The organism is Marixanthomonas spongiae (assembly GCF_003095375.1).
In the GTDB taxonomy this organism is placed as follows: Bacteria; Bacteroidota; Bacteroidia; order Flavobacteriales; family Flavobacteriaceae; genus Marixanthomonas; species Marixanthomonas spongiae.
On the sequence record NZ_QEHR01000008.1, the window covers coordinates 1 to 17,451 of the forward strand.

At 40.1% G+C, this 17,451-nt stretch carries 13 protein-coding genes; 11 read left to right on the forward strand and 2 right to left on the reverse strand.

Annotated elements, in window-relative coordinates:
• Both DDV96_RS15925 and DDV96_RS12475 read right to left on the reverse strand, forming a co-directional pair.
• The coding region (locus DDV96_RS15925; RefSeq protein ID WP_116695109.1) for an ISAon1 family transposase N-terminal region protein at positions 1 to 264 on the reverse strand (264 nt) is incomplete at its 3' end.
• Positions 265 to 523: 259 nt separating this feature from the next.
• Positions 524 to 2,230: a PKD domain-containing protein gene (locus tag DDV96_RS12475; RefSeq protein ID WP_116695110.1), complete on the reverse strand. Its 1,707-nt coding sequence runs from the start codon at positions 2,228 to 2,230 to the stop codon at positions 524 to 526.
• 161 nt (positions 2,231 to 2,391) lie between these two features.
• On the opposite strand from DDV96_RS12475, the gene DDV96_RS12480 reads away from it, so the two are divergent.
• The 11 genes from DDV96_RS12480 to DDV96_RS12530 all read left to right on the forward strand — a co-directional run bounded on the left by DDV96_RS12480 (position 2,392) and on the right by DDV96_RS12530 (position 17,451).
• A complete protein-coding gene (locus tag DDV96_RS12480; protein WP_116695111.1) occupies positions 2,392 to 2,808 on the forward strand; it encodes an HYC_CC_PP family protein in 417 nt (138 codons plus the stop codon).
• Between the two features lie 105 nt (positions 2,809 to 2,913).
• A complete protein-coding gene (locus DDV96_RS12485) occupies positions 2,914 to 6,810 on the forward strand; it encodes an efflux RND transporter permease subunit (RefSeq protein WP_116695112.1) in 3,897 nt (1,298 codons plus the stop codon).
• Between the two features lie 160 nt (positions 6,811 to 6,970).
• Positions 6,971 to 7,336 (forward strand): four helix bundle protein, encoded by a 366-nt coding sequence (locus DDV96_RS12490; protein WP_116695206.1) that lies wholly within the window; start codon positions 6,971 to 6,973, stop codon positions 7,334 to 7,336.
• Between the two features lie 69 nt (positions 7,337 to 7,405).
• Entirely contained in the window at positions 7,406 to 8,716 is a 1,311-nt protein-coding gene (locus tag DDV96_RS12495) for a TolC family protein (RefSeq protein WP_116695113.1), read from the forward strand.
• 1 nt (position 8,717) lies between these two features.
• Positions 8,718 to 9,287, forward strand: a complete 570-nt coding sequence (locus DDV96_RS12500) for a helix-turn-helix domain-containing protein (RefSeq protein WP_116695114.1) — start codon at positions 8,718 to 8,720, stop codon at positions 9,285 to 9,287.
• A gap of 66 nt (positions 9,288 to 9,353) precedes the next feature.
• Positions 9,354 to 11,744 (forward strand): multicopper oxidase domain-containing protein, encoded by a 2,391-nt coding sequence (locus DDV96_RS12505; RefSeq protein ID WP_116695207.1) that lies wholly within the window; start codon positions 9,354 to 9,356, stop codon positions 11,742 to 11,744.
• 47 nt (positions 11,745 to 11,791) lie between these two features.
• Positions 11,792 to 12,391: a DUF3347 domain-containing protein gene (locus DDV96_RS12510; RefSeq protein WP_116695115.1), complete on the forward strand. Its 600-nt coding sequence runs from the start codon at positions 11,792 to 11,794 to the stop codon at positions 12,389 to 12,391.
• Positions 12,392 to 12,473: 82 nt separating this feature from the next.
• Positions 12,474 to 12,926: a heme-binding domain-containing protein gene (locus DDV96_RS12515; RefSeq protein ID WP_116695116.1), complete on the forward strand. Its 453-nt coding sequence runs from the start codon at positions 12,474 to 12,476 to the stop codon at positions 12,924 to 12,926.
• 39 nt (positions 12,927 to 12,965) lie between these two features.
• Positions 12,966 to 14,192 (forward strand): permease, encoded by a 1,227-nt coding sequence (locus DDV96_RS12520; protein WP_116695117.1) that lies wholly within the window; start codon positions 12,966 to 12,968, stop codon positions 14,190 to 14,192.
• Between the two features lies 1 nt (position 14,193).
• Entirely contained in the window at positions 14,194 to 16,950 is a 2,757-nt protein-coding gene (locus DDV96_RS12525) for a heavy metal translocating P-type ATPase (RefSeq protein ID WP_116695118.1), read from the forward strand.
• Positions 16,951 to 16,968: 18 nt separating this feature from the next.
• Positions 16,969 to 17,451: a DUF305 domain-containing protein gene (locus tag DDV96_RS12530; RefSeq protein ID WP_116695119.1), complete on the forward strand. Its 483-nt coding sequence runs from the start codon at positions 16,969 to 16,971 to the stop codon at positions 17,449 to 17,451.

The window sequence follows — 17,451 nt, forward strand, 5'->3', positions numbered from 1 at the left end:
TCTTCGCTTCAAGCTTAAGCTTACCAAATTATCTCTGATTGGGTAATCCTCAATTATTCGGGGCTCCATAAAGCCGCTAGCTTTATATTGGTGATTTTTATAGGCTTCGGGGATTTCCTTTTTTTCTCCTAAATAAATGGTCAGCCGATTAACGTATAAGGGGTCTTTAATGGTTTTTTTATCAAACCCAACAATGGTAAAGTAAGTTAGCAAACCTTCAGGAAGGATTAAGCTTAGCAGGGGTAAATCAGTCTCTTTATTCATTGGAAAATATTTATCCGCAAAGAAAACTATTTTTCACTTTAGACCCAACTTTTGGACTTGATCCATAAGGAGTTACGAACAAAAAAAGTATATCGCTTTTTCTGCGATGCGTACTTTTTCATTGTAAAGTGGGAGTTTATTCAGGATTACAAAGATATTTCTTTAAAGTTTTCACAATACATTCGATATAAAAAAACGCACCATTTCATAAAATGATGCGTTTTAAATATTCTATGTAGTTATGTGCTACTCTCAAAAACTATTTAGAACACGTTCCAATATAGGTCAATGTTTTACTGAATCCGTTAGTGTGGGTGAATGTCACGCTAGGTGGCATATTTAAATCGATAAAGTAATTGTTATTGGATTTAAATTTCTGCTTTAATCTTTTCTTTCCAGATTGCGACACTGCGGGCAATAGAGATGACAGGCTTTCTGGTGCACACGATGTCCCCGCTGCCAAATAAACATCTCCAGACGAGTTGATGGACTTCTCCCCTTTTTTACGGTATCGGAACAAGTGTTTTATCTTAGTACCGCCACCAAACAAATCGAACCTTTTCTTCGATTTTATTTTTAGCTTCAGTCGTCTACCATCGTATTTTTCTTTGTGTTTTTCAGACATCTGCTGCCGTTTACACGTATCCCAAGAAGACACTTGGGTCCCTGCTGAGTTTTTACAGAAATTTTCTTTTTCGATGGTAACGGATACGTTAAAGATCTCTGGATTACACGGCGTAGGAAAGGTATGTGTGATGGTATTGGTGTTATAAGTTGTTTGTACCGGGCTACCATCGCCAAAATCCCAATGTAGTACATATCCTCCAGTACTTCCTTCTAAACCTTCTAAGGTAAACAACCATTTTCCTAATTGTGCATTCAATGGCTTTTTGGATATGGAAACAGGACAATCCAGCAATAACGCAAGCGTGTCCATATCACTACAGCTATCGCCTCCTAATAATCCTGTGTTTACCACCAAGTCGATCAACAGAGAAGGGACCATGGTGGTAAATGTTGAGTAATCCACATCTATAATGAACCATTTTCCTGGATATACAAAACTATTGGCGTCCTGCAATTCCCAATTAACACCTATAGCAGAAGGAATGGATCCGTCTATAATTTCAATGCTTGCAAAGTCAGCAGCATTCGAGATATAAAACCCTAAATTGGGCTCGCTTCCCACGGGAGCAATGTAATTGGCTTCTACTTTAATACTAATTGTTTTATTTAAGGGATCATGGGTCAATATGTCGTGTGTGATATGTGCTTCTAAACCACATTTTGTACCGCTTTTTTCCACATCGTACGGTTTGTCGTTCCCAATAGGGTAGTTTAATTCACTTATGGTCTCAAAATCATATCTTGGGTCTGTACATACATCTACATCTGAAATGTTCTCGTCATTCCTATACTTAAACATCTCTTCTTCGGCAGCTGAAGATCCATCGTAGGTTTTTACAAAACCTGCAAATTGCAATAAGGTTTTATAATCTGAGCAATTGTCATAAGCAATGCGGTGGATCACACAACCGTCATCCCATACATACAAATACTCGCCAATGATGATCATACCGTCTTCATTGAGCATCGTTTCCAGTATTAAATCGCTGGTATAGCTCCAAGAGTCGAAGTTGGGGTCTGAAGGGATATTGCCCAAATCCATGTCTTCATCTTTTTTCCGAAGCGAATAAAATGACCGGTCATCTTCCCAAGCCCGAAGAATTTCCACATCCTCACCGCTGTTTTGATAATCATCGTACAATGCTTTATGGGCGTTTTGAATTTCGGTTAATGAACTGTACTTCATAATAGGCTTGTCATCGCACACGGGGCCCGAGCTAAAATTTCCTGAAAGAACCTCTGTGTTAATTTCTTGATTTGCCGGATCAATTTCAGCTTCACAACTTACCAATGCAATTGCGCAAATTAAGAATACGGTCAATAATTTTAAATGTTTCATAGTAATTGTAATTAAGGTTTAAATATGTTTTATACCTCCATATACAACAACATTCATTTTGTTACCCCTTTTTTTTACGGTTTGAGTTTTGCTGCAATATTAAAGGGTCGTATTTTTCATCACGCGCTTTTATTTAAAAAATCATTATCTTTGCACTATTCATGAAACAAGTATTCCACAAATTCGGTGCAGTTTCCATGGCATTTTTAGTGCTCTTCACTACTATGTCATTTACTGTAAATATGCACTATTGTGGAGAAATGTTAGTAGATTACAGTTTTACACAACACGTAAAAACGTGTGGCATGGACGTTCAAACTTCTTCGGAAAGCTGCGATTCCAGCACTACCAAAGATTCTTGCTGTAATGACAAACAATTAGTTGTTGAAGGAGAAGACAACCTGAAACTTTCTTTTGAAAACCTTTCTTTGCAGCAGCAAACCTTTGTTGCCAGTTTTGTGTATTCTTACATCAACCTTTTTCAAGTAGTTGAAGAAAAAAATGATTCTTTTAGCTATTATTCACCCCCTTATCTTATAAAAGATATTTCGGTCCTACATCAGACCTTCCTAATTTGATATTTAAACAGTAACCATTTATACTCTTTAGTTAACTACCTAAAGAGCAATTCCTTTTGTTTGTGATTTTTTCACAAATGTGTTTAACTGTTTAATTATCAGAATATGCTAAATAAGAGCATCAAATTTTTAATAGAAAATAAATTGGTAGCGGTCCTGTTACTGGTTTTATTTGTAGGTTGGGGCATTGTTACCGCTCCTTTTAATTGGGATACGGGTTTTTTACCAACCGATCCCGTTGCTGTTGACGCCATCCCGGATATTGGCGAAAACCAACAGATTGTCTTTACCAAATGGCAAGGCCGATCGCCACAGGATATTGAAGATCAAATTACGTATCCGCTCACCACTTCCCTACTCGGGATTCCCGGTGTAAAAACTATCCGGAGTTCATCCATGTTCGGAATATCGAGTATTTATATCATTTTTGAAGAAGATGTGGAGTTTTATTGGAGCCGAAGCCGCATCCTTGAAAAACTGAACTCCCTCCCCGCCAACCTACTCCCCGAGGGCATAAACCCGACATTGGGACCAGATGCAACGGGATTGGGACAAATATTCTGGTACACTTTAGAAGGTCGTGACAAAGACGGCAACGTTACCGGGGGTTGGGATTTGCACGAACTACGGAGCATTCAGGATTATTACGTAAAATATGCGCTTTCATCAGCCAGTGGCGTTTCGGAAGTCGCTTCCATTGGCGGGTACGTACAAGAATACCAAGTTGATGTAAACCCCGAATTGATGCGCCAATACAATATTGGGCTGGATCAAATTGTAACTGCCATAAAACAAAGCAACGAAGATGTTGGGGCCCAAACTTTGGAAATCAACAAGGCAGAATACTTAGTTAGAGGATTAGGGTATATACAATCGATTAAGGATATTGAGAATGCCGTGGTCACTTCCAAAGACTTCACGTCCATCCGTATCAAAGATGTGGCAAAAGTACATTTAGGGCCTGAAACCCGACGCGGAATTTTAGACAAGGAAGGTGCCGAGGTTGTTGGTGGTGTGGTCGTGGCCCGGTATGGCGCGAATCCCATGGAAGTCATTAACAATGTAAAAGATAAAATAAACGAACTCAGCGCCGGCCTTCCTTCCAAAACATTAAAAGATGGACGAACCTCACAATTAACCATCGTTCCATTTTACGACCGTACCGAACTGATACAGGAAACTCTCGGTACTCTTAATGAAGCATTGACTTTGGAAATCCTGATCACCATTTTAGTTATCGTAATTATGGTGTTCAACCTTCGTGCTTCCATCCTCATCTCAGGGTTATTGCCCGTTGCCGTGCTCATGGTTTTTATCGCCATGAAGGTTTTCAATGTCGATGCAAACATCGTAGCCCTTTCGGGTATTGCCATTGCCATTGGTACGATGGTCGATGTTGGGGTGATCCTTTCAGAAAATATTATCAGGCATTTGGAGGCGTGGAAAGCGGAAAATGGAAGCTCGAAGTTGGAAACTGGAAATTCGAAGTTGGAAGCTGGAAGTAGGAAGTTAGAAGATAACAATCCTCAAACCTCCAGCCTCAAACCTCCAGCTTCAAATATCAATACCGTTGTTTATAATGCTACTTCCGAAGTTTCGGGAGCGATTCTCACGGCTGTGTTGACGACTATTATCAGTTTTATTCCAGTGTTTACCATGATCGGTGCCGAAGGAAAACTATTCCGTCCGCTTGCTTTCACAAAAACCATGGCGCTTACGGCTTCCATTATTGTCGCCTTGTTTTTAATTCCGCCTTTTGCCGCGTATCTCTTCAGAAAGAAAAACATACGGTCTGTTTTTAGTCATATTTTGCATACGCTATTACTTCTTGTTGGGATTGTAGCAATCGCCTATGGGTATTGGTTAGGACTTATCCTTATTGCCTTTGGAGCAACAGGTTTCTTAAAAAACCCCAGGTTCGTTGCCCGTTTTTCTAAAAAAATAGTGCTGCGTGAACAACGTATCAATACCATCAATATTATTATCTCGGCCTTGGCCATTGTATTTCTGTTAGCAGAATATTGGCGCCCCTTAGGTTTTGATCGAAGCTTGATTATGAATTTACTGTTCGTAAGCTTTATCTGTTTCGGGTTATTGACTGTCTTCTGGGTGTTTATGCGGTATTACACCCGAATTTTAAATTGGTGCTTGCAAAATAAACTGCTGTTTTTGTCGATTCCTACCGTAATCCTGATTTTGGGATTCCTGATTATGAGAAACACCGGAAAGGAATTTATGCCTTCCTTAAATGAAGGATCCTTTTTGTTGATGCCTACTTCCTTACCGCACGCAGGGGTAGAAGAAAACAAACGCGTATTGCAGCAACTCGATATGGCCGTGGCCAGTATTCCCGAAATTGAAACAGTGGTAGGAAAAGCCGGTCGAACCGAATCTGCCTTAGATCCGGCACCACTTTCTATGTACGAAAATATCATTCAATACAAATCGGAATATATTATAGATGAAACGGGGAGTCCACAACGCTTTAAAGTAAATGAAGATGGGTTGTTCGTCTTGAAAGATGGAAGTTTGGTTGAAAATAGTAACATGGAATCACTCGAAAACCAAGGAAATGAAACGTCAGATCGAGTATTGCGAGGCACGAGCAACGTATCGAGATCGCAGCTCATCCCCGATGAAGATGGTGAATACTACCGAAACTGGCGTCCTGAAATTCAATCGCCAGACGATATTTGGAATGAAATTGTAAACGTCACCAAATTGCCGGGCGTTACTTCGGCCCCAAAACTGCAACCCATTGAAACCCGATTGGTGATGTTGCAAACTGGAATGCGCGCCCCAATGGGCATCAAGGTAAAAGGTCAGGATTTAAAGGAAATTGAAGCTTTTGGTATGCAACTGGAAACTATTCTAAAACAAGTAGAAGGTGTAAAAGAACAAGCTGTTTTTGCCGACCGTATTGTTGGTAAACCATATTTATTGCTAGATATAAACCGGGATCGATTGGCCCGCTACGGCATTTCCATCGAGACGGTACAACAAACCCTACAGGTAGCCATTGGCGGTATGCCGTTAACGCAAACAGTTGAAGGTCGGGAACGTTATTCCGTAAGGGTTCGGTATCCTCGGGAACTCAGGGAAAACCCAACCGATTTAAAAAACATCTATGTCCCTGTTGAAGGCGGAAGCCCCGTTCCGTTAGGCGAATTGGTTGAAATACGCTACGAACAAGGGCCACAGATGATAAAAAGTGAAGACACTTTTTTAGTGGGTTATGTACTGTTTGATAAATTAGATGGTTTTGCTGAAGTAGATGTAGTGGAAAACGCGCAACAAGCCATTCAAGATAAAATAGATTCGGGCGAATTGACCGTTCCGAAAGGAATTAACTATCAATTTACCGGAACGTATGAAAACCAAGTTCGGGCAGAGAAAACGCTTTCTGTGGTTGTTCCATTGGCGCTATTGATCATCTTTTTTATTCTGTATTTTCAGTTTAAATCGGTTGCCACTTCGTTTATGGTGTTTAGTGGTATTGCTGTAGCATTTGCCGGTGGGTTTTTAATGATTTGGTTCTATGGCCAAGATTGGTTTTTAAATTTCAGTTTATTTGGGGAAAACCTACGGGACCTTTTCCAGATGCACACCATTAATTTAAGTGTCGCCGTATGGGTCGGGTTTATTGCCTTATTCGGTATTGCGACAGATGACGGAGTTGTGATGGCCACCTACCTGAAACAAACGTTCGACAAAAACAAACCAACACTAAAAGAGGACATACGAAAGTCAGTCATTGAAGCCGGACAAAAACGGATTCGCCCTTGTTTGATGACAACAGCTACAACAATTCTTGCCCTGTTACCCATTTTAACTTCTACCGGGCGTGGAAGCGATATCATGATCCCGATGGCCATACCCAGCTTTGGAGGGATGTTAATCGCATTGATCACCTTATTTGTGGTACCGGTGTTGTTTAGTTGGCGGGCGGAAGCTACTCTTAAAAGAGAACAAAAAAGGAATCAAGTCCTAAAAACGAATTAAGATGAAAACAATAAGCCTTCGATACTTCCCTCCTATCGTCGGGACACTCAGGCACCGAGAGAATGGATGCTGATGGCTAGATGTTGGAAGCTGGATGTTGGATGTTGGATGTTGGAAATTGGATAAAAATGATAAATATATTAACCAAAAATTAGAAATTATGATTAAATCATTCAAAGATTTAGATGTTTACAATGAATCGTATGCGTTGGCGATGGAAATATTTTGGCTTTCCCGAAAATTTCCGAAAGAAGAAATATACTCTCTTACTTCACAAGTTGTGAGGTCTTCGCGTTCTGTTTCAGCAAATATTTCCGAAGGTTGGTCAAAACGCAAGTACACTCAAATTTTCAAACAGCAACTTATTACTTCATTAGGTTCCAATGGAGAAACAGAAACATGGTTGGATTTCGCTAAAGATTGCGGTTACATTAATGAACAAGGTTATAAAGAGTTGTTAGACAAGAATGAAATAGTTGGTCGGAAAATTAGTCGATTGCACCAAAACTGGAAGGACTTTAAGTAGAAGGCTGGATGCTGGAAAATAAAAGATTGGGTTTTGAAGACACTGAACCCCCATAAATACGAACAAATTATGAAACAAAAAAAATATTCTTTTCTCGTTAGTTTTTTTACATTAAAAGCGAAGTATTCAAAGTTGGTCCCTTCCAACTTCCAACTTCCAACCTCAAGCTTCTTATTTCCCTTAGTTATCTTTTGTTTCCTAAGCCAAATCAGCTATGCCCAAACATTGGAAAGCTATATTCAAGAGGCACAGCAAAACAACCCCGATATTCAAGCTTTCGAGTTGCGTTATAATATTGCCGAAGAAAAGATTGATGAAGTCAACAGCCTACCCAACACCGAATTTAGTGCCGGCTATTTTGTTAGCGAGCCTGAAACCCGTACCGGAGCACAAAGAGCACGGTTTTCGGTCAAACAGATGCTGCCTTGGTTTGGTACCATTTCCGCGCGGGAAAACTATGCTTCGGCTATGGCAGAGGCTGAATTTATAGAAATAACGATAGCCAAACGAAAGCTTGCCCTGTCCGTTTCAGAATTCTATTACCAGCTCTATGAAATCAGGGCCAAACAACTTGTTTTAGAGGAAAACATTCAGTTATTGGAAACCTATGAACGCTTAGCGTTAACGTCTTTGGAAGTAAACAATGCAAGCGCAGTAGATGTGTTGCGGTTGCAGATACGTCAAAATGAACTGCAACAACAAATTGAGGTATTGCTACAGCAATCAACAGGCATTCAAGCGGCCTTAAACAGCTTATTGAACCGTCCCTACAATGCTGATGTTGAAGTGCCTACCAATCTCGAAATTCCTGAAACAGACCCCGTGTATAGCTTTGAAGCTCTTTCTTTAAATCCAGAATTGCTTAAATATGATAAGTTGTATGAATCGGTAATACAATCAGAAACACTAAATCTAAAAGAAAAACTGCCCAATATTGGTTTTGGGTTGGATTTTGTGGCCGTTGAAGAACGTCCTGAGATGAATTTCAGCGATAACGGAAAAGATATTGTGATGCCCATGGTTTCTGTTTCCATCCCTATTTTCAACAATAAATATAAATCCACTAGCAGGCAGAACGAACTTCGGAAACGTGAAATTACCTCGCAAAAAGATAATAGACTGAATGTTTTAAAGTCAGCATTTTCGAAGGCAATATCACAACGCAATCAAGCAAAGATTAAATTCAATACACAACAAAAAAACTTAAAGCAAGCACAAGATGCAGAAGAAATCTTGATCAAGAATTATGAAACCGGCACCATTGATTTTAACGATGTCCTGGACATTCAAGAGTTGCAATTAAAATTTGGAATCAACAGCATTGAAGCCATTAAAGAATATTACATACAATCTGCGAACATAAACTATTTAACCAACTAAGATGGAAAAAGATTTTTTTATAAAAAACATGGTTTGCGATCGGTGCATTAAAGTAGTCCGTGAAGAGTTGGAAGCTTCAGGATTTGATGTAACGCAAGTTGAATTGGGAAAAGTCATCCTGCAAGTAGAGAAAGAAAAAGCCATAAACGACAAACTAAACAGTATCCTAACCAAAAACGGCTTTTCATTACTAGCCACAACAAATGAGCAAGTAGTTGAAAAGGTAAAAGTAACGATCCTTTCGCTTTTTAAAGAATTACCACTTCAGCTAGAAGAAAAGTTATCTGAGTATTTATCGAGAAAGCTGCACTTGGAATATTCAAAAATAAGCAAGCTTTTTTCATACACCGAAAAAATAACCATTGAAAAATATTTCATCAAAGTAAAAATAGAAAAGGTAAAAGAGTTGATCCAAGTTGGAGAATTGAATTTCACACAAATAAGTCAATTATTGGATTACAGCAACGTAAACCACCTGAGCTCTCAGTTTAAAAATGAAACAGGCATGAGTTTGACAAAATACAAAGCTATGGATCAAAACTTTAGAAACCCTTTAGACCAAATTGTATAGATATAAACCATAATTATGTCACAAGCCATTGATTATCAAAATTATATTTGTAAAAAATCTAAACAAATGAAAATAAAAATCACCTATTTTCTAATTTTATTAATTTCATACAGTGCTACTGCTCAAACCGCTAACAAAAGCGAAGAAAACGTAGATAATTGGCCTGTGCACGAATACAACCTCACCATTGATTACAAAACCGTAAATGTAAGCGGTGAAAAAGAGGTGAAGGCAATGACTATTAATGGAGGTATTCCTGGTCCCAATCTAGAATTTGAAGAGGGGGAGTTTGCTGTGATTAACGTTACCAACAATATGAATGTGGAAACATCGGTGCATTGGCACGGTATGATATTACCCAATTTTTATGACGGGGTGCCCTATTTAACCACCCCGCCCATTCGTCCCGGCGAAACGCTTCAGTACAAATTTGCTATCAAACAATCTGGAACGTATTGGTACCACTCCCATACTGGGTTACAGGAACAACGCGGCGTGTATGGTTCTTTACAGATTAACCCAAAAGAAAAAACGCTAGATTATGATAAAGATTTGGTCATGGTTCTTTCAGATTGGATGGATGAAGACCCTGCTTCTCAACTTAAAAACCTAAAACGGGGCAATGAATGGTACCTCATTAAAAAAGGACAAATTCAAAGTTGGGATAAAATCATTAAAAAGAAAGCCGTGGGAGCCAAATTAAAAATGATTTGGCAACGCATGCCAGACATGGCAATTTCAGATAATTATTACGACACTTTTTTTATCAATGGAGAAAACAACCAAGAATATCCCAATTTTAAGCCTGGCGAAAAGGTACGGTTACGGTTCGTGAATGCTTCGGCAGCTACTTACTTCTGGCTCACTTTTGGTGGGGAAGATCCACTATTGGTTTCTTCAGATGGTAAGGATGTGGTACCGGTAAAACACAACAAAACCCTCATTGGGGTGGCAGAAACCTACGATTATATTGTCACCATCCCCGAAAACGGAAAACTTGAAGTTCGCGCCACAGCCCAAGATGGTTCCGGTTTTGCAACAGCATACGTAGGTCAAGGCCCAGCGTTTAAAGCCCCGGTGGTGTCCAAACCCGACCTTATTGAAAACATGAAGCGTATGATGGCCATGGACATGAAAATGGGTGCGCCAGCAGCAAAATTCAATCCTTCCAAAAATGACTCGATTAAGTATATGAAAAAATACAGCATGGACCCGCCTGCCGGTCGGGCAGGTATGAGCGGAATGGACGGTATGAATATGAAAGATGGCGAGATGAAGGAGGACGCAATGAAGATGGATATGAAAAAAGATAGTACTGCAATGGCAGCAGAAAAAATGGATACTTCTAAAATGGGCCCGCCTGATGACAAGAAAGAAAAAACCAATATGAAGATGGGTTATGTAGTCCCTGCCGATAAAGTGGTAGGTGACAATATGAAAACAGGTGGAAATCCTAAATTTAACTACGATTATCTTAAATCACCCATTAAAACATCGTTTGAGGGAGATAAACCCGTTAAAGAAATGCTCTTTAATCTAACGGGAAATATGAACCGGTATGTTTGGTCCATCAATGGAGTGCCCCTTTCAGAAACCGATAAAATAAAAATTAAAAAAGGCGAAGTCGTTCGTATTACAATGAACAACTTGACCATGATGCACCACCCCATGCACCTGCATGGCCACTTTTTTAGGGTACTGAACAAAAATGGAGACTACTCACCCTTAAAGCACACCGTAGATGTTGCGCCCATGCAAAAAGTGGTCATCGAGTTTGATGCCAATGAAACCGGGGATTGGTTTTTCCATTGCCACATATTGTATCACCTAAACAGTGGAATGGCCCGGGTTTTCAGTTACGATACGCCACGGGACACCCGTTTAAAAGGCTACCCATTAACCAACTTGACCAACGAAGCCGACCATATATACACGTGGGGCGAAGTAACGGCCGCCAGCCACATGACCGAATTTTCTGCAACCGCAACGAACATCAGGAATCAATTTTCAGTACTGGGGGAATACGGCTGGAACAAAAACTTAGAAGCCGAACTTACTTACGAGCGGTATTTAACCAGCTACCTTAGGGTTTTTGGCGGTCTAAATGTGGAGAATGAACTTGAAGATAGTTTAGACGAAATCAACACCACCGCCATAGGAGGTATTCGGTATTTGATGCCTCTCTTGATCGATGCCGATATACGAATTGATAATAAATTACGCCCCCAGATAAGTTTTTCAAAATCCACGATGATTTTCCCCCGTATTGGTCTTTTTGGTGAATACGAGTATCAAATGGACTTTGGCTGGGTAAACGACTTTGCCCCTGGAGAAGACTTTCGAGAAGAAACCACTTGGCAAGTAGGCCTTGAATATGTGTTGGGAAGAAACTTTTCATTAATGGGAAGTTACGATAACCGCTTTGGTGTGGGTGGTGGACTTGAAGCACGATTTTAAACTTAAAAATAAACAGATTAATCAATAACCTTTAAAATTTAGAAACAATGAAAAATTTAAAAACAACCGTAAGTATTCTCGTTTTATCCGTGACCTTGCTAGGCTTTACATCGTGTAAAGACAAAAAAACCGAAGAAGCAGCAAAACCAATGTCCAGTGAGATGCATCATGAAGATGGACATAGTCAAACAAGTTCTGATAAAATGATGTCTGAAGCATCTGGAAATACCGCTTCCATTATTGAAAATTACCTGAAAATTAAAAATGCTTTGGTTGCAAGCAATGAAGATGAAGCTGCAACAGCTGGAGGAATGTTGGAATCAAACTTTAAAGAATTTGACAAAAGCCCATATTCTTCAGAAGAACAAAAAGAATTGACCGATATTATTACAGATGCCATAGAACATGCTGAGCATATCTCAGAAAGTCCTTTGGAGCACCAACGAGAGCATTTCGACTTGTTAAGTAAAGACCTAATTGATATGATTGCTATTACAGGAACCGATAAAAAGCTATATCAAGATTATTGTCCTATGTACAATAACAATAAAGGAGCTGCTTGGTTGAGCACCACCAAAGAAATTAAAAATCCATATTTCGGAAGTAAAATGATGAACTGCGGAAAAATTCAAAAAGAAATCAATTAAAAAGAGACTTAGGACAGATTGACGTAACATATAAGACTAAAAGATTCATTCTTAAAAGTTTACGTTGTAAGTCAAGCTTTATATGAAAATTCTGAAAATCACAGCTTTGGTTTTATTGGTCGCGTTTGTGGGGATACAGTTTATTCCCACAAACCGCAATCAAAGTGATACCGTACCCAAAACCGACTTTATGTTGGTTAACAATGTTCCTGCCAGCGTACAGAATACCCTGCAGGAATCCTGTTATGATTGTCATAGCAACAATACAGCCTATCCTTGGTACAATAAAACACAACCGGCTGCGTGGTTTCTGGAAGACCATATAAAAGAAGGAAAAGCCGAACTGAATTTTAATGAATGGAGCGAGTATTCAGACCGAAGAAAGAACAGCAAATTACGTTCTATAATCAGCCAGATTGAAGATGAGGAAATGCCATTGGATTCTTATACCTTTATACATAGAGACGCAAAACTTTCTGAAGAAGAAAAAGCAGAAATATTACAATTTATAAAACAACTTAAAAATAGCTTATAATACGAACCATTAAGTATCAGTAAAATTAAATAAACAGCTATGAACAACTTTCTAAAACAATGGGGCGAAGCAGCCTACACAACCGCCGGGTTTTTCTGGATGGCGCTCTGGGCGTTCGTTTTAGGGTATTTGATTAGCAGTATGATACAAATTTTCGTAACCGAAAAGCGCATGCAAAAAACCATGGGCGAAGAAGAAGGCAAAAGCATGGTATTGGGAACGTTTTTTGGATTTATTAGCAGTTCATGCAGTTTTGCCGCGCTCGCTTCTGCCAAATCAATCTTTAAAAAAGGGGCAAGTTTTGTCTCGTCCATTGCTTTTTTATTGGCTTCGACCAATTTGGTCATCGAGCTGGGGATTATCATTTCCATTTTCTTGGGCTGGCAGTTTGTAGTAGGCGAATATGTAGGTGGCGTACTGTTGATTTTGATTTGTTGGATTCTTATACGTGTAATCAATCCCAAAAAGTTAATTGAAAAAGCGCGGAAAAACCTTGAAGATGAAGACGACGATTCGATAGACGATTCCAAAGACTGGAAAAAACAAATTCAAAAAGAAAGCAGCTGGGCAAAAGTGGCCCGTAAATATAAAATGGAATGGCAAATGGTCTGGAAAGACGTCACCGTTGGCTTTACCATTGCTGGGATTGTTGCAGCTTTTGTTCCAGATTCTTTTTTTCAAACCCTATTTATCAATAGCGGCCAAGGCAATACAGATTTTACCTTTCTGGAAATCCTGGAACATATTATTGTGGGACCAGTTGCGGCATTTTTAACGTTTATTGGTTCGATGGGAAATATTCCATTGGCGGCTTTGCTGTTTGGAAAAGGCGTAAGTTTTGCAGGAGTCATGGCCTTTATATTTAGTGATTTGGTGGTGTTTCCCGTATTGCGTATCAATGCGAAATACTACGGCTGGAAAATGTCATTGTTCATCTTATTTTTACTTTTTACGGCGTTAATTGGCACATCACTCGCCTTACACTATAGTTTTGATTTGTTCGGTGCCCTGCCAGATCCTTCCCAAGTGAAAATTCAGGATAGTGAGTATTTCAAAATAGATTATACCTTCTTTTTAAACATCGCTTTTCTGCTTATTTCAGGATACCTCGTTTATCTGGGCTTTTTCAAAAAGAAAGATATAGATTACAATATGAGCGAAATGGCACCCAAAAGCCAACTGCTCGAGAACATTTTAAAATATGCGGCCTTCATCTGCTACCTTTGGTTAGCTGGCGGACTGCTTGTTAAATTCTTTATTCAATAATATGAAACATACCTATCACATACACGGAATGACCTGCAATGGCTGTAGAAGCCATGTAGAAGAAACCCTTTCAAAAGTGGAAGGTGTTAGCAACGCATCGGTCAATCTTGAAAAAGAAGAAGCGACCATCGAAATGGAAAAGCATATTCCTATTGAAAGATTTCAAAAGGCATTGGAAGCGGATGGCGGGACGTATAGTATTCATCCGGAAGGAGAAAAACCATTAGACAAGACCTCAAAGGCCGAAATGAAACACACCTATCATATTCAAGGAATGACTTGCAATGGCTGTAGAAGCCACGTAGAAGAAACCCTTTCAAAAGTGGAAGGTGTTAGCAATGCATCGGTGAATCTTGAAAAAGAAGAAGCGACCATCGAAATGGAAAAGCATATTCCTATTGAAAGGTTTCAAAAAGCCTTGGAAGATGATGGCGGAACCTATAGTATTTATCCAGAAGGAGAAAAACCGAAAGATGTTGGAACGAAAGGTAAAGATAACAGCAAGGAGACTCCCGTCTCCACGGGAGTTTATTACTGCCCCATGCATTGCGAAGGCGATAAAACCTACGACAAGCCAGGCGATTGCCCTGTATGTGGCATGGATTTAGTGCCTGAAGCAAGTGCAACCCCTTCTTCTGAAGAGTGGACTTGCCCCATGCACCCAGAAGTAGTGAAAAACGAACCCGGCTCCTGCCCTATTTGTGGGATGGATCTCGTGCCAAAAGAACCGGATCTTTCTGCAGAAGAAAAAACGTACAACAAACTCATTAAAAAATTCTGGTGGGCATTGGGTTTTACCTTCCCCATTTTTCTGATTGCCATGTCCGAGATGATTCCAAATAATCCATTGTACACCATAATGGATCAAAAATATTGGAACTGGATTCAGTTTGCCTTATCAATCCCTGTAGTGTTTTACGCTACATGGATGTTCTTTGAGCGCGCCTACCGAAGTATTAAAACCTGGAACCTCAACATGTTTACCCTTATTGGTATTGGTGCTGGTGTAGCCTGGATTTTTAGTGTTTTTGGAATGTTGATCCCCGATTTCTTCCCCCCGCAGTTTAAATCTGAATCGGGATCGGTACACGTTTATTTTGAAGCTGCCACGGTTATCTTAACGCTGGTATTGATGGGACAGGTATTAGAGGCCCGTGCCCACAGCAAAACCAACAGTGCTGTTAAAGAATTATTGAAACTCGCGCCCAACAAAGCCATTCGTGTTGTGGATGGACAAGAAGAAGAAATAACCATCGAACAAATACAAACTGGCGATATTTTAAGGGTAAAACCAGGCGATAAAATACCCGTAGATGGGAGCATTACCGAAGGAAATACCTCGGTGGATGAATCGATGATTACAGGGGAGCCTATTCCTGTGGATAAACAAGAAGGAGATAAAGTAAGCAGCGGAACCATTAACGGCACACAGTCCTTTTTAATGAAAGCTGAAAAAGTAGGATCCGATACGCTGCTGTCGCAAATCATTAAAATGGTAAACGATGCCAGTCGTAGCCGGGCACCCATTCAAAAACTGGCCGATACCATCTCAAGTTATTTTGTGCCCATTGTGGTGGTGGTGTCCGTACTTACCTTTATCGTTTGGGCCGTTTGGGGCCCCGAGCCGGCGTACGTATATGCCTTGGTCAATGCCATTGCGGTATTGATCATCGCCTGTCCCTGTGCGCTCGGTCTGGCCACACCAATGTCGGTGATGGTGGGAGTGGGAAAAGGCGCTCAAAACGGCGTGCTCATCAAAAATGCCGAAGCCTTGGAAAAAATGGATAAGATCGATACCCTTATTATCGACAAGACCGGTACCATAACCGAAGGAAAGCCCACGGTTTCAGAAGTTGGAAAAGCTCAAGGAGGCTCTTTTTCAGAAGAGGAAGTGTTGCAGTACATTGTTTCTTTGAATAACTTAAGTGAGCATCCGTTGGCCGAAGCGACCGTTACCTTCGGAAAAGGGAAAAATGTTGACTTTTTAAAAGCTGATAACTTCAATTCGGTTACCGGAAAAGGCGTGGAAGGCACCGTAAACGGGAAAAAGACCGCTTTGGGGAACGATAAGATGATGCAAGAAGCCAAAGCAACCCTTTCCGAAGCCTTAAAAGAAACCGCGCAATCCTTTCAGAAAAAAGGGAAAACCGTTTCCTATCTCGCCGTCGATGGAGAGGCCGTTGGCTATGTGGTAATTGGTGACAAGATAAAGGAAACCAGTAAAAAAGCGATCCATACCCTTCGGGAAAAAGGAATCGACGTAATCATGCTTACCGGGGACAATCACGATACTGCCCAAGCCGTAGCAAATGAATTGGAACTGGCCGATTTTAAAGCCAGCATGCTTCCCAAAGACAAATTGGACGAGGTGGAACGTTTGCAAAACGAAGGTAAAAAAGTAGCCATGGCCGGTGACGGCATAAACGATGCTCCTGCCCTAGCGAAAAGTGACGTGGGCATTGCAATGGGCACCGGAACCGATGTTGCTATTGAAAGTGCAGAAATCACTTTGGTAAAAGGTGATCTGCACGGTATTGTTAAAGCCCGGATCCTAAGTGATAAGGTAATGAGAAACATTAAAGAAAATTTATTCTTTGCCCTTATCTACAACACCTTGGGAATCCCTATTGCTGCCGGGGTTTTATTCCCGGTATTTGGCTTATTGCTATCCCCTATGATTGCGGCGTTGGCGATGAGTTTCAGTTCGGTTTCCGTTATTGCGAACTCGTTACGGCTGCGATCTGCTTCTATTGACTAACTTTAAAATCAACTATATATGAAAAATTCAAATGACCATTCAAAAAAGAACAATTACACGACATTTATATTGATGCTCGTTTTCTCTTTTATCGCTATGTACATCACCATGTACCTAAATACATATGCAATCGATCACGTATATTTCAGCCTCACCCGTTTTTATATGACGTGTTTGGGAATTTCTGCCATGGCAGTCATTATGTGGTTTTTTATGCGAAATATGTATAAGAACAAAAAGAAAAACATAGCGATTCTCGCTGGCAGTTTTATTCTTTTTGTAAGCGCATTGGGCTTGGTTAGGGCGCAAAAACCGATTATAGGTGACATATTGTATATGAGAGCGATGATTCCGCACCACTCCATCGCTATTTTAACAAGTGAAAGAGCAGACATTCAAGATCCAGAAGTAAGAAAATTGGCTGACGAAATTATTAAAGCCCAACGTAAAGAAATAGCTGAAATGAAAGCAATGATAAAACGTTTGGAAAACGAAAAATAA

Bases quoted from the DNA above. Each gene is read 5' to 3' on its own strand.
- DDV96_RS12475 (WP_116695110.1), bottom strand. From the start codon at position 2,230: ATGAAACATTTAAAATTATTGACCGTATTCTTAATTTGCGCAATTGCA.
- DDV96_RS12480 (WP_116695111.1), top strand. From the start codon at position 2,392: ATGAAACAAGTATTCCACAAATTCGGTGCAGTTTCCATGGCATTTTTA.
- DDV96_RS12485 (WP_116695112.1), top strand. From the start codon at position 2,914: ATGCTAAATAAGAGCATCAAATTTTTAATAGAAAATAAATTGGTAGCG.
- DDV96_RS12490 (WP_116695206.1), top strand. From the start codon at position 6,971: ATGATTAAATCATTCAAAGATTTAGATGTTTACAATGAATCGTATGCG.
- DDV96_RS12495 (WP_116695113.1), top strand. From the start codon at position 7,406: ATGAAACAAAAAAAATATTCTTTTCTCGTTAGTTTTTTTACATTAAAA.
- DDV96_RS12500 (WP_116695114.1), top strand. From the start codon at position 8,718: ATGGAAAAAGATTTTTTTATAAAAAACATGGTTTGCGATCGGTGCATT.
- DDV96_RS12505 (WP_116695207.1), top strand. From the start codon at position 9,354: ATGAAAATAAAAATCACCTATTTTCTAATTTTATTAATTTCATACAGT.
- DDV96_RS12510 (WP_116695115.1), top strand. From the start codon at position 11,792: ATGAAAAATTTAAAAACAACCGTAAGTATTCTCGTTTTATCCGTGACC.
- DDV96_RS12515 (WP_116695116.1), top strand. From the start codon at position 12,474: ATGAAAATTCTGAAAATCACAGCTTTGGTTTTATTGGTCGCGTTTGTG.
- DDV96_RS12520 (WP_116695117.1), top strand. From the start codon at position 12,966: ATGAACAACTTTCTAAAACAATGGGGCGAAGCAGCCTACACAACCGCC.
- DDV96_RS12525 (WP_116695118.1), top strand. From the start codon at position 14,194: ATGAAACATACCTATCACATACACGGAATGACCTGCAATGGCTGTAGA.
- DDV96_RS12530 (WP_116695119.1), top strand. From the start codon at position 16,969: ATGAAAAATTCAAATGACCATTCAAAAAAGAACAATTACACGACATTT.